At 72.8% G+C, this 12,887-nt stretch carries 10 protein-coding genes; 6 read left to right on the top strand and 4 right to left on the bottom strand.

Annotated elements, in window-relative coordinates:
• Positions 1–106 precede the first annotated feature (106 nt).
• A complete protein-coding gene (locus tag ABIC29_RS05260) occupies positions 107–439 on the top strand; it encodes a hypothetical protein (RefSeq protein WP_116081150.1) in 333 nt (110 codons plus the stop codon).
• 5 nt (positions 440–444) lie between these two features.
• Here the strand turns inward: ABIC29_RS05260 and pnuC are convergent, their stop codons facing one another.
• Complete coding sequence (pnuC, locus tag ABIC29_RS05255; RefSeq protein WP_116081149.1) at positions 445–1,122, bottom strand: nicotinamide riboside transporter PnuC; 678 nt, start codon at positions 1,120–1,122, stop codon at positions 445–447.
• The gene (locus tag ABIC29_RS05250) at positions 1,119–1,583 is read right to left on the bottom strand and encodes a DUF3054 domain-containing protein (protein ID WP_354243337.1); all 465 of its coding nucleotides are present in this window, start codon (positions 1,581–1,583) and stop codon (positions 1,119–1,121) included. Before ABIC29_RS05250 ends, pnuC begins: the two co-directional genes overlap by 4 nt.
• A 202-nt stretch (positions 1,584–1,785) precedes the next feature.
• Between ABIC29_RS05250 and ABIC29_RS05245 the strand changes: the two genes are divergently transcribed.
• Complete coding sequence (locus ABIC29_RS05245) at positions 1,786–2,298, top strand: O-acetyl-ADP-ribose deacetylase (protein ID WP_354243334.1); 513 nt, start codon at positions 1,786–1,788, stop codon at positions 2,296–2,298.
• A 39-nt stretch (positions 2,299–2,337) separates the two neighbouring features.
• Here the strand turns inward: ABIC29_RS05245 and ABIC29_RS05240 are convergent, their stop codons facing one another.
• The gene (locus ABIC29_RS05240) at positions 2,338–4,314 is read right to left on the bottom strand and encodes a thioredoxin domain-containing protein (protein WP_354243330.1); all 1,977 of its coding nucleotides are present in this window, start codon (positions 4,312–4,314) and stop codon (positions 2,338–2,340) included.
• 73 nt (positions 4,315–4,387) lie between these two features.
• On the bottom strand, positions 4,388–5,224 hold the full coding sequence (locus ABIC29_RS05235) for an aldo/keto reductase (protein ID WP_354243328.1): 837 nt from the start codon (positions 5,222–5,224) through the stop codon (positions 4,388–4,390).
• An 86-nt stretch (positions 5,225–5,310) separates the two neighbouring features.
• Between ABIC29_RS05235 and hrpA the strand changes: the two genes are divergently transcribed.
• The 4 genes from hrpA to ABIC29_RS05215 all read left to right on the top strand — a co-directional run bounded on the left by hrpA (position 5,311) and on the right by ABIC29_RS05215 (position 12,884).
• Positions 5,311–9,444, top strand: coding sequence for an ATP-dependent RNA helicase HrpA (gene hrpA, locus ABIC29_RS05230; RefSeq protein ID WP_354243326.1), 4,134 nt, complete (start codon positions 5,311–5,313; stop codon positions 9,442–9,444).
• A gap of 96 nt (positions 9,445–9,540) precedes the next feature.
• Positions 9,541–10,749, top strand: a complete 1,209-nt coding sequence (locus ABIC29_RS05225; protein WP_354243324.1) for an MFS transporter — start codon at positions 9,541–9,543, stop codon at positions 10,747–10,749.
• Between the two features lie 12 nt (positions 10,750–10,761).
• Positions 10,762–11,598, top strand: a complete 837-nt coding sequence (locus ABIC29_RS05220; protein ID WP_354243321.1) for an aldo/keto reductase — start codon at positions 10,762–10,764, stop codon at positions 11,596–11,598.
• Between the two features lie 134 nt (positions 11,599–11,732).
• Positions 11,733–12,884, top strand: coding sequence for a DUF4349 domain-containing protein (locus tag ABIC29_RS05215; RefSeq protein ID WP_354243318.1), 1,152 nt, complete (start codon positions 11,733–11,735; stop codon positions 12,882–12,884).
• The last annotated feature ends 3 nt before the right edge of the window (positions 12,885–12,887 follow it).

Below are 12,887 nucleotides of genomic sequence, written 5' to 3'. Positions count from 1 at the left end.
TCACGCACGTGTCATCCGATGGCCATCTGGGGTCATGGCCCGTAACCCGCGCGACACACGACCCCCGTACCGTTGGTTACGATCTAGACAGCGAGGGGAGGTCGCCATGACACACGCGACGACGCTGGAGAACCTGCGGCAGGATGCCCGTGACGAGCTCTCGGCGCTCATCGAACTGCGATGCCGTCTCGGCGAGGACCCCTGGGTCTTCCTGCCCGACCTGCCGTCGGTCGACGAGCAGGTGGTGGCGACGCTCCGCGAGGAGCGCCTGCACTCCGAGCGCTGGAGCCCGGCGCGAGCGCGGGCGTATCACCCGACCGCCCGCGAGGGTGCCGCCGCGAAGTTCGAGTTCGAGCTGCTGCGCGAGATCGCGCTCGAGCACCCCGAACTCAGCTCGGCCGTGTGGAAGGTCCTCGATCGCGTGCCGTCGGCCTGGTAGGTCGGTCAGCCTGGCAGGTCGGTCAGCCTGGCCTCGGCCCTGCGCTGCACGCGCATCCAGGTGATGAATCCCAAGATGGTGAACGCGCCGTAGAACAGGTAGAGGAACGCCGAGGCGTAGTACCCCGCGCTGATCAGCAGCGGCACGCCGACGAGGTCGACCGCGACCCAGATGAGCCAGAACTCGGTCCAGCCCTTGGCCATGCCGTAGGTCGCGAGCAGCGACCCCATGAAGATCCACGCGTCGGCCCAGACGGGCTCGAACGAGCCGAGGGCACGGAAGATCGGCGTGAGCGCGAGCGTGCCGCCGACCATGCCGACGCCGAGCAGCACGCGAACCTTCCAGCTCGCCCAGCGGGGCTCGACCGCGGGCGTGTCCGCGCCGCCCGCACGCTGGTGCTGCGACCAGCGGATCCAGCCGTAGATCGAGACGATGATGAACATGACCTGGCGCGCGGCCTGGCCGAGCAGGTTCACCGGGTTCGGGGTGTCGAACACGGCACCGAGGAACACCGTGAAGAGCAGCGCGTTGCCGACGATGCCGACCGGCCACGCCCAGATCTTGCGCCGCAACCCGCCGAGGGCGCTCGCGAGCCCGAAGAGGTTTCCCACGATCTCGCGCCAGAGGATCACCTGGTCGCCGATGACGAGCTGGGCGTCGAAGAGCCACTCGATCGGGTTCACGAGGCGGCGCTCGCCGATGCCTCGGTCGCCGATGCCTCGGTTCCGGATGCCGCGGGTCGGCCATTCCTCGCCCGCAGGCGCAGCACCAGGCCGGCGATCGCCCGCCATCCGAGCAGCAGCAGCGCGAGCGTGAGGGTCGCCACGATGATGAACGCCACCGCGGTGCCCTGACCGGATGCCGCTCGCAGCAGCATGCCGACGACGACGGTCGCGACCCACACGATGACGCCGGTCGGCCACACCGCGATCGGGCGACGCCAGGCGCGCGCCGCCGTCCAGCCGAGCATGGCGCCCACGAGGAACGGCCACGCGGTGCCCCAGAGTCCGGCGGGGTCGAGCGCCTCGGCGTGGCTGCTGCGGCCGATGACCGCGAACACGACGACGAGCACGGCGTCGAGTGCGGCGGCGAGCGCGATCGTGCCGGCGCCGGTCGACCGCGGCTCGTGCGAGGGTGAAGTCACGCCCTCATCGTACGGCGGGCGCGGCCAGGGCTTCTCCGCTCTGGGGACTTCTGCCCCGCGAACCGGCGCAACAACGCAACAACGCAACAACGCAACAACGCAACAACGCAACAACGATTCGAACGCGAAGGGCCTCGACGACACGAGGGCACCGCTCGCGACCGCCCGGGCGTTCAGACCGGAGATGCGGGAGACTGGCCTGGTGCCCGTCATCACCGCTGTGCCCGGCGACATCACGACCCAGGACGTCGATGCGATCGTGAACGCCGCGAACCGCGCCATGCGCGGAGGCGGTGGCGTCGACGGCGCGATCCACCGGGCAGGCGGGCCGGCGATCCTCCGCGACTGCATCACCCGGTTCCCCGACGGACTCGCGACGGGCGACGCCGGGTGGACGACGGCGGGCGAGCTGCCGGCGCGCTGGGTGATCCACACGGTCGGCCCGAACTTCGCGGCCGGTGAGCGGGATCGATCGTTGCTCGTCTCCTGCTACCGGCGAGCGCTCGAGGTCGCCGACGACCTCGGTGCGCGCACGGTGGCGTTCCCGCTCATCAGCGCGGGCGTCTATGCCTGGCCGCTCCATGACGCCGTCGCGGCAGCCGTCGAGACGATCGCGTCCGCGAGCACGCGCGTCGACCTCGTCCGGATCGTGTGCCGTACCGACGATGCCCTCCAGGCGGTGAGGGCCGCGCTCGACGCTCGTCGTGCCGAATGAGTCGACGAGCGGTCCGGCGGCGCGAAGACGTCGGTCGCTTCAGCGCGCGAGCGCGGCGAGCGCGTCGGCGGCCCGCACGGGCAGGGCGCACACGAACGACTCGCAGCGATAGGCCGTGGCCTCGCCGCCCGTCGCGGTGCGCCCCTCGAACAGCTCGAAGCCCGCATCGGCGAACGCCAGCGCCTGAGACCCGGTGACGATCGCGGTGACGGATGCCGCGTGCCGCCGGGTCGCGTCGGCCAGCTCGACCGCGGGGTCGAACGCGGGCCGGAAGCCCTCGCCGAGCAGCGGGTCGAACACGGCCGTCGGCTCGGCGAACGGGTCGACCGAGGCTGTGCTCGCGGCATCCGGAACCACCGTGACGAGCTGCACGAGCGGCGCGTCGAGCCTGGCCATGAGCGCGAGCGACCCGCCGAACGCGATCGGACGCTGCACGGCGATGCCGGCCACCGAGGCCATGGCCGACCGCGCGGCGTCGAGGTAGCGGTCGCCGGCGCCGAGGGCGGCGAGCCGCCGGGCGGCGTCGGCGCACGACGTGAGCCCTGACGGCGTCGCGCCCTCGGCGGGGTCGTCGGGCAGGGCGAGTCCGCGCGACGCGAGCACCGGGTCGGCCCCGCCGGACGGCGCGAACCGGCCGTCGACGAGCGCGCCGTCGACGAGCCCTCGCGCGGTGACGGCGTACGACGCCTCGCCCGTGGCGAGCGCGAGGTCGATGAGGCCGCCCGCGAGCATGCCGACATCCTCGAGGGTCGCCACCGCGTCGGAGACCGCGTCGCCGAGCGACGCGCGCACGAACGCGCCGTCGGCGCGCAGGTGCAGCGCGAGCACGTGCGCGGCAGCGCGGGTCGCCGCGGCGAGCGCGTCGTCGGCCTCTGGGCCGCCGACGACCGCGGCGTAGCGTGCGAGGGCGCCGATCGCGAGCCCGTTCCAGCCGGCGAGCACCTTGTCGTCGAGCGCGGGCGACGGCTGCGACGTGCGCTCGTCGGCCGTGAGCGCGTAGTACCCGCCCTCCGAGCGCTCGCCGTCGACATCGCTCTCGGAGTCCTGCGCGCTCGCGAAGCCGCCGGACGGCAGCTGCATGACGTTCCGCAGGAACGCGCTCACGCCCGACGCGAGCCCATCGAGCCGGTCGAGCCGGTCGAGCCCATCGAGCGCGTCGGCGGCATCCGCCCCGGTCATGAGCTCGGCGAGCACCCGGAGCAGGAGCGCGTTGTCGGTGAGCATGCGCTCGTAGTGCGGCTCGCTCCAGTCGGCCCGCGTCGCGTACCGGAAGAACCCGCCCTCGACGGGGTCTCGGAGCGGCGACGCCCCCATCGCGAGCAGGGTGCGCTCGGCGAGCGCGCGCCCCCCGCCATCGGGCGCGGCCCCGGCCGCGACGAGGAAGTCGAGCACGGGCGCGACCGGGAACTTCGGCGCCCCGCCGAATCCACCGTGCACCGGGTCTTCATCGGCCGCGAGCGACGCGACGGCCGCGGCGAGCTCGGCGGCTCCAGGCAGCGGCCCCTCGGTCGACGTGACGGATGACGCCGCCAACGCCTCGGCCACGGCCGCCGCCGTGTCGTCGAGCTCGCCGCGGCGCTCGCGCCAGGCATCCGTCACCGCCACGAGCACGTCGAGGAACGCCGGAACGCCCTGCACGGCCCGAGGCGGGAAGTAGGTGCCGGCGTAGAACGCCCGCCCCTCGGGGGTCGCGAACGCCGTGAGCGGCCAGCCGAGCTGCTTCGTGAACGCCGAGGCTGCGGCGAGGTAGCTCGCGTCGACGTCGGGATGCTCTTCACGGTCGACCTTGATCGCCACGAAGTGCTCGTTCAGGTACGCCGCGACGCCCGGATCGCTGAAGCTCTCACGGGCCATCACATGGCACCAGTGGCAGGTCGCGTACCCGATGGAGAGGAGCACGGGCACGTCGCGCTCGCGCGCGGCCGCGAACGCCTCCTCACCCCACGGATACCAGTCGACGGGGTTGCCGGCGTGCGAGCGCAGGTAGGGGCTCAGCGCGGAGGCGAGGCGGTTCATCTGGCGCCCGCCCCCGGGAACCCGCACCGACGTGCCGCGCGCGGCTGCGGCATCCGCCGTCGCGTCATCGGACTCAGTTGAACTCGTCGGGGTGCGCGCTCACGCGCCCCTCGCGTTCGAGGCCGGTGATCGCGGCGACCTCGTCGTCGCTGAGCCCGAAGCCGAACACGTCGAAGTTCTCGGCCATGCGCTCGCGCCGGTTCGACTTCGGGAACAGGATGTGGCCGCGCTGCAGGTGCCAGCGGATGACGACCTGGGCGGGCGTCACGCCGTGCGCCACGGCTGCGGCGGCCACCTCGGGCAGGTCGAAGAGCGGGTACTTGCCCTGGCCGAGCGGGCCCCAGGCCTCGATGCCGATGCCGTGCTCCTCGGCGAACGCCGTGGTCGCGGGCTGCTGGTGGTACGGGTGCAGCTCGATCTGGTCGACCGCCGGCACGACCTCGGTCTCGGCGATGAGCCGCTCGAGGTGGTGCGCGAGGAAGTTCGAGACGCCGATCGAACGCAGGCCGTCGGTCTCGCGGAGCTGCTCGAACGCCTTCCAGGTCTCGACGTAGCGGTCGCGCGCCGGCGTCGGCCAGTGGATGAGGTAGAGGTCGAGGTACTCGAGGCCGAGGCGCTCGCGGCTCTGCTCGAACGCCGTGCGCACCGACTCGGTGCCCTGGTCGTCGTTCCAGAGCTTCGTCGTGATGAAGAGCTCCTCGCGCGGGATGCCGGAGGCCGCGATCGCACGCCCGACGCCCTCTTCGTTGCCGTAGATGCGCGCCGTGTCGAGGTGCCGGTAGCCGACCTCGAGCGCGTCGCTCACGATGCGCTCGGTCTCGCCCGGATCGACCTTGAACACCCCGAACCCGAGCTGCGGGATGGAGAAGCCGTCGTTGAGCTGGACACGGGGAACGAGCTGGTCGGTCATGGCTCCATCCCATCACGGGGCCACGCGATCCGACAGGGGGTTCGCCGAGCGCGAAGGCCGACCGGGCGACATACGATGGATGGCTGATGTCCTCGCCTGCGCAGATCCCCGTGATCACCTATCCTCCCGAACTGCCCGTCTCCGGGCAGCGCGAGGAGATCGCGCGCGCCCTGCGCGACCACCAGGTCGTCATCGTCGCTGGCGCGACCGGGTCGGGCAAGACCACGCAGCTGCCGAAGATCTGCCTCGAGCTCGGGCGCACCTCGATCGCGCACACGCAGCCCAGGCGCATCGCGGCCCGCACGATCGCCGAGCGCATCTCGGAGGAGCTGCAGGTCGAGCTCGGCGACCTCGTCGGCTACCAGGTGCGCTTCACCGACAAGGTGAGCGACGCGACGCGCGTGAAGGTGATGACCGACGGCATCCTGCTGAACGAGATCCACCGCGACCGCGACCTGCGCAAGTACGACACGATCATCATCGACGAGGCGCACGAGCGCAGCCTCAACATCGACTTCCTGCTCGGGTACCTGAAGCGCCTGCTCCCGCGCCGCCCCGACCTCAAGGTCATCGTCACGAGCGCGACGATCGACCCCGAGAGCTTCGCCCGGCACTTCGCGAGCGAGACGGATGCCTCTGGCGCGCCGCTGCCCGAACCCGAGCCCGCGCCCGTCATCGAGGTCTCCGGGCGCACCTACCCCGTCGAGGTGCGCTACCGCCCGCTCGTCGCCGAGCAGGGCACGGGCCCCGGCGGCGACGACAGCGACGACGAGGGCGCCGCGGCCGACGACAAGGACGTGCAGCGCGGCATCCTCGACGCCCTCGACGAACTCGACCGGGAGTCGTCGGGCGACGTGCTCGTGTTCCTCTCGGGCGAGGGCGAGATCCGCGACGCCGAGGCCGCGGTGCGGGCCCACTACGGCACCGCCCGCGGCGGCCGTGGCGGCGAGACCGAGGTGCTCCCCCTCTACGGCCGCCTCTCGTCGGCCGACCAGCACAGGGTGTTCGAGCCGTCGAAGGTCGCGGGGCTCCGCCGACGCGTCGTGCTCGCCACGAACGTCGCCGAGACGAGCCTGACCGTGCCGGGCATCCGCTACGTCGTCGACGCCGGCACGGCGCGCATCAGCCGCTACTCGGTGCGGTCGAAGGTGCAGCGCCTGCCCATCGAGGCGATCTCGCAGGCCTCGGCGAACCAGCGTTCGGGTCGCTCGGGCCGAACCAGCGACGGCATCGCGATCCGCCTCTACTCCGAGGAGGACTTCGAGCGCCGCCCCGAGTACACCGACCCCGAGATCCTTCGCACGAACCTCGCGGCCGTCATCCTGCAGATGGCGTCGCTCGGGCTCGGGCCCATCGAGGAGTTCCCGTTCCTCACCCCGCCAGACGGGCGCGGCATCCGCGACGGCCTCGACCTGCTGCGCGAGCTCGGCGCCATCGACGACCGCGGCGACCGCGGCGACCGCGCAGGCCGCGACGAGCGCGCAGGCCGCGACGAGCGCACGCGCGGCGACGGGCGAGCGGATGCCGCGGCCGCACGCGGCCCGCAGCTCACCCGCATCGGCCGCCAGCTCTCGCGCCTGCCGATCGAGCCGCGCTTCGCGCGCATGGTGCTCGAGTCCAAGACGCAGGGCGTCTCGCGCGAGGTGCTCGCGATCGTCGCGGGCCTGACCGTGCAGGACCCGCGCGAGCGCCCGCTCGAGCGGCGCGAGCAGGCCGACCAGTTCCACGCACGCTTCGTCGACCCGACGAGCGACTTCCTCAGCCTGCTGAACCTCTGGAACCACCTCGAGGCCCGGCAGCGGGAGCTCTCGGGCAGCGCGTTCCGCCGTCTGTGCAAGTCGGAGTACCTCAACTACCTGCGCGTGCGCGAGTGGCAGGACCTCGTGCGGCAGCTCCGCAGCCTCGCGAAGCCGCTCGGGCTCCACGTCGCGAGCGAGGCCGGCGAACCCAACGGCGACGGCATCCACCGGGCCCTCCTCGCGGGCCTCCTCTCGCAGATCGGGCTCCGCGACGACAGCAAGACGTCGACCGGGCGCGGCGGGGCCGGCTCGGCGCGCGAGTCCGAGCGCAAGGGCCGCCGGCAGCAGGCCGAGTTCGTCGGCGCCCGCAACACGCGCTTCGTCGTGTTCCCCGGGTCCGCGCTCGCGAAGAAGCCGCCGGCCGCGATCATGAGCGCCGAGCTCGTCGAGACGAGCCGCCTCTTCGCCCGCACGAACGCGGCCATCGACCCGGCATGGGCGGAGCAGCTCGCCGGCCCGCTGGCGAAGCGCACGTTCAGCGAACCGCGCTGGGAGCGCCGCCAGGGCTCCGCCGTGGCCGACGAGAAGATCACGCTGTTCGGCGTGCCGATCGTCCCGAAGCGCCGCATCCTGCTGGCCCGCGTCGACGCCGCGCTCGCACGCGAGCTGTTCGTTCGGCACGCGCTCGTCGAGGAGGACTGGGACTTCGGCCGACTCGACAAGCGCGTCTTCGGCTTCGTGCGCGCCAACCGCGAGCTCAGGCGCGAGCTCGGCGAGGTCGAGGAGCGCACGCGGCGGCGCGACATCCTCGTGGGCGACGAGACGGTCATGCGCTTCTACGAGGCGCGCGTGCCGGCGGACGTCGCCGACACCCGCTCGTTCGAACGCTGGTGGCGCGCCGAGCACCGCCGCACTCCCGACCTGCTCACGATGACGCGGGCCGACCTGCTCGGCGAGGACGCCGTGGCCGACACCGGCGACGGGTTCCCCGACCGCTGGCGCCAGGGCGACCAGACCTACTCGCTCTCGTACCGGTTCGAACCCGGAACCGACGATGACGGCGTGACCGTGGTCGTGCCGATCGTGCTGCTGCCGCGCATCAGCCCCGCCGGCTTCGACTGGCAGGTGCCCGGGCTCCGCGACGAGCTCATCACCGCATTGCTGCGCACGCTGCCGAAGGTGATCCGCCGGCAGGTCGTCCCCGCGGCCGAGTGGGCTGCGAAGATCGCCGCCGAACTCCCGCAGGGCCCGGAGCGAGGCGAGGAGCGCGAGCCGTTCACGGCCGTGGTGGGCCGCACGATCCGCGCGCTCACCTACGCGCCGGTCGACCCGGGCGACTTCGACCTCGAGCGGGTTCCCCCGCACCTGCGCGTCACGTACCGTGCCGTCGACGAGCGCGGCCGCACGCTCGGCACGTCGAAGGACCTGCCCGCCCTGCAGCAGCAGCTCGCCGACCGCACGCGCGAGGCCGTCGCGAAGGCCGTCACGGCGACCCCGGATGCCGGTGGCCGGCGCCGACCGGGCCGGGACGCGGCATCCGGGCGACCGTCCGACTCGCAGGGCGACGCCGCCTCGGGCACGCCCACCGCCGTCGATCCCGCCCTCGCCGAGCGCTCGGGCATCACGACGTGGGAGTGGAGCGAGCTGCCGGCGCACCTCGACACGCGTCAGGCGGGCAACGTGATCCGCGCCTACCCCGCACTCGTCGACGAGAAGACGGCCGTGGCGCTCCGGCTCGTTGCCACGGCCGCCGAGCGCGACCGGGCGTCGCGCCGCGGCATCCGTCGCCTGCTCGTGCTCGCCACGCCGACGCCCGTCGCGTACGTGCAGGAGCACCTGTCGAACGAGGAGAAGCTCGCCCTCGCGACGAGCTCCTACACGGGCACGCGGGCGCTCCTCGACGACTGCGTCGCGGCCTGCGTCGATGCGGAGCTGCGGGCCAGGCACCCCGACGGGCTCGTGCGCACGCGGGACGGGTTCGAGGCCGTGCGCGATGCGATCGCGGGCTCGGTCGTGGACCGCATGTTCGAGACCGTCGCGCTCGTCGCCAGGATCCTCCGCACGGCCCGCGACGTCGACCGGGCGATCGCGAAGGCCTCGAGCATCAACCTGATGTCGTCCCTCGGCGACGCCCGCGCGCAGCTCGAGGGCCTCGTGCCGGCCGGGTTCGTCTCGGCGACCGGGCTCGAACGACTCCGGCACCTGCCGCGGTACCTCGACGCGATCAACGCCCGCATCGCCAAGCTCGTCGAGAACCCCGGCCGCGACCGGCAGGCCATGAACCAGTTCACGCCGTCGTTCGAGGCGTTCGAGGCGGCGGGCGGACGCGTGCCGATCGACCCCGAGGCGCCGGAGCGACTCGTGCGCGTGCGGTGGATGCTCGAGGAGCTGCGCGTCAGCCTCTTCGCGCAGGAGCTGCGCACCGCCGAGACCGTCTCGCCCCAGCGCATCGCGAAGGCGCTCGCCGCGCCGGCCGAGTAGGCGCCGGCGCGCCCGACACGGCGTCCACGAGGCGCCTCCGGACGCGACTCGACGGCCCCTCGCCCGCGACATCCGGATCGATAGAGTGGTGCCACCGTGGGAAGCTACACCGACCTTCTGAAAACCTCGGGCGTCGCTCGCATCATCGCCGCCCAGCTCACCGCGCGCTTCCCGTCCGGCATGCTCTCGCTCGCGTTCCTGCTGCACATCGAGCAGCAGACGGGCTCGTACGGCTCGGCCGGCCTCGTGCTCGCGGCGACCTCGATCGGCCAGGCCATCGCCGGCCCCCTGACGAGCCGGGTCATGGGCCGCCTCGGCATGCGCCCCGTGCTCATCGTCACCACGGCCCTCTGCGTCACCGGCATCGTGTCGATCGGGGTGCTGCCCCTCACCGTGCCGCTCTACATGCTCGTCGGGTTCATCACCGGGCTCGCGACGCCGCCCGTGCAGCCGGCCGTGCGCACGATCTACCCGAAGATGGTCAACTCGCGCCAGCTGACCCCGCTCTTCTCGCTGGACGCCTCGGCCCAGGAGATCATCTGGGTCGTCGGCCCCGTCGTCACCACGCTCGTGGCCACGCAGATCGGCACCATCTGGGCGATCATGCTCGCCGCCGTGATGATGGTCGGCGGCGGCGCCTGGTTCATCAGCTCCCCCGAACTCGGGCGCGTGCGCATCCCACGCTCGAAGCGCAGGTTCGGCGTCGTGCTCGCCCGCCCCGCGGTGCTGCTCGCGACCGTCGTCGGGTTCCTCCTCATCGGCGCGTGCGCGGCGGTCGAGGCCGGCGTCGTGGCCGTCTTCGGCCACGGCGGCCCGGAGGCGGGCCTCGTGCTCGCGATCTTCTCGGTCGGCTCGCTCGCCGGCGGCCTGCTCTTCGGCCACATCCCGATCGGGCCGTGGGCCACGGCGCGCCGCATGTTCATCGTCTTCGCGGGCATGTCGCTCGCCGCCTTCGTCATGGACTTCTGGTGGCTCTCGGCGACCCTGTTCATCGCCGGGATCGGCATCGCCCCGGCGCTCGCGGTGCTGTTCTCGATCGTCTCGGCGAGCGTGAAGTTCTCGGACACCGCCGAGGCGTACGGCTGGGTCGGCACGGGGCAGCTCATCGGCGCGGCGCTCGGATCCGCCCTCGCCGGCTTCTTCATCGACGGCTACGGCGCGCAGGGCGCCTTCTGGATCGCCTCGGCCTTCGCCTTCGTCGGGGTGCTGGTGCCGACATTCGGACGTCGCTGGCATCCAGACCTGCGCGGCCGCGACGCGAGCCCGATCCCCGACACCGAACCCGTGCCGCTGCAACCGAGCTGATCGGAGACCCGCATGACCGACGCACCGCTCCCGCCCGCCCCGCGACTCGCCCTCGCCGACGGCGCGCGCATCCCGCAGCTCGGCTTCGGGCTCTACAAGGTGCCGGCGGCGGATGCCACGGGGCTGGCGCTCGCGGCCATCGACGCCGGCTACCGGCATCTCGACACGGCCGCGTTCTACGCGAACGAGGCCGAGGTCGGCCGCGCCGTGCGCGAGACCGAGGTCGCCCGCGAGGACCTCTTCGTCACGAGCAAGGTCTGGAAGGACGACAACGGGTACGACGAGACGCTCCGCGCCTTCGACGCGTCGATGGATCGCTTCGGCCTCGAGGCGATCGACCTGTACCTGATCCACTGGCCGGTGCCGTCGACCGACCGCTACGTCGACACCTGGCGTGCGCTCGTGCGGCTGCAGGCCGAGGGTCGCGTGCACTCGGTGGGCGTGTCGAACTTCCACGTGCACCACGTCGACCGCATCGTCGCCGAGACGGGCGTCGCGCCGGCGGTCAACCAGGTGGAGCTGCACCCGTGGCTGCCGCAACGGGACCTCCGCGCCGATCACGCGGCACGCGGCATCCGGGTGGAGGCGTGGTCGCCGCTCGCGCGCGGCCGCGTGCTCGACGACCCGACGCTCGCGCTCATCGCCGCACGGCACGACCGCAGCCCCGCGCAGGTCGTGCTGCGGTGGCACATGCAGCAGGGCGTCGTCGCGATCCCGAAGGCCTCGTCGCCCGCGCGCCTGCGCGAGAACCTCGACGTGTTCGACTTCGAGCTCGACGAGGTGGACCTCGCGGCGATCGCGGCCCTCGAGACGGGCGAGCGCACCGGTCGAGACCCCGACCTCGACTGACGCGCAGCCGAACGAGCGGGCCGCAGGGTTCGTTGGGGCCGTCCGACGACTCCCAGCAAAGCGCAATCCGATCGTGATCGCACTCCCAGCCGAGGCCCAGACAGCGGGTTCGGGCCCCGCAGTACCGTGTGCCCATGAGAGCCTCGCAGCGCAGCAACCGCACCGGAGTCGAGCGTCATGAGCAGCCCGCATCGGAGGTCGGCGACCACCGGCATCCGCTCGCCCGACGACGACGACGGGACGCCGTCGTGGCTCCGATGGCCGGCGCCGGCGCGGTGCTGCTCCTCGCACTCCTCGCCGGATGCAGCGCCGGCGGCTCGTCGATGTCCGAGCAGGCGCCCGCGATGAACGGCTCGGCCGACGGCTCGGCGCCCCAGCCGCTCTCAGACGAGGCCGCGCTGTCCGACGAGGCGGCGCGCGACGACGCGGCCGGCGGCGATGCGGGCTCGATCGCCGTCGAGCGCAGCGTCGTCACCACGGGCGACGTGCACGTCACGGTCGACGACCCGGTGGTGGCCGCGGCCGACGCCGTGCAGATCGTGGAGCAGGCGGGCGGGCGGGTCGACAGCCGCACCGAGAACCCCGGCAGCGAGGTCGAGCCCGCCTGGGCGTCGCTGACGCTGCGCATTCCCGCCGACGACCTCGACGCCGTGCTCGACGACCTGCGCGAGCTCGGCGACGTCACCTCGATCTCGATGAACGCGTCGGATGTCACGCAGCAGCATCAGGACCTCGACGCGCGCATCAGCGCGCTGAAGACGTCGGTCGGGCGCATGACCGCGCTGCTCGCCGAGGCGAAGGACCTCGGCGACCTGATCGCGATCGAGTCGGAGCTGACGACCAGGCAGGGCGAGCTCGACGGACTCGTGCAGCAGCGCGAGCAGCTCGACGACCAGATCGCGTACTCGACCCTCACGGTCGGATTCACGACGGTCGAGGTCGCGCCCTCCCCTGCGCCCGACGGCTTCTGGGGCGGACTCGTCGCCGGCTGGCACGGGCTCCTGCTCTTCCTCGGCTGGCTGGGCGTCGCCGTCGGCGTGATCCTTCCGTGGCTGCTCGCGGCGGCCGTCGTGGTCGCGATCGTGCTCGGCATCCTGCGACTCGCGCAGGGTCCGTCCCGCCGTCGTGCCCGCGAGGCCGAGGCCCGGGAGCAGGGCGAGCCGGGCACGCCGAGTACCACGGACACCACCGGCACGCCGGGCACGCCGAACGATCGGGGCGAGGCGGTCGGCGTCGGTGCCGACCGCACCGCCGGTGACGACGCGAACCGCCCCGGCGTAGTCTGACGA

Origin of the sequence: Agromyces sp. PvR057, from assembly GCF_040547485.1 — a bacterium.
Classification (GTDB): domain Bacteria; phylum Actinomycetota; class Actinomycetes; order Actinomycetales; family Microbacteriaceae; genus Agromyces.
Note: the sequence above shows the minus strand (reverse complement) of the source record. Positions and strands in the feature narration are given on the sequence as shown.

Coding starts and splice junctions, on each gene's coding strand:
- ABIC29_RS05260 (WP_116081150.1), top strand. CDS start 107: ATGACACACGCGACGACGCTGGAGAACCTGCGGCAGGATGCCCGTGAC.
- ABIC29_RS05240 (WP_354243330.1), bottom strand. CDS start 4,314: ATGAACCGCCTCGCCTCCGCGCTGAGCCCCTACCTGCGCTCGCACGCC.
- hrpA (WP_354243326.1), top strand. CDS start 5,311: ATGTCCTCGCCTGCGCAGATCCCCGTGATCACCTATCCTCCCGAACTG.
- ABIC29_RS05235 (WP_354243328.1), bottom strand. CDS start 5,224: ATGACCGACCAGCTCGTTCCCCGTGTCCAGCTCAACGACGGCTTCTCC.
- ABIC29_RS05220 (WP_354243321.1), top strand. CDS start 10,762: ATGACCGACGCACCGCTCCCGCCCGCCCCGCGACTCGCCCTCGCCGAC.
- ABIC29_RS05215 (WP_354243318.1), top strand. CDS start 11,733: ATGAGAGCCTCGCAGCGCAGCAACCGCACCGGAGTCGAGCGTCATGAG.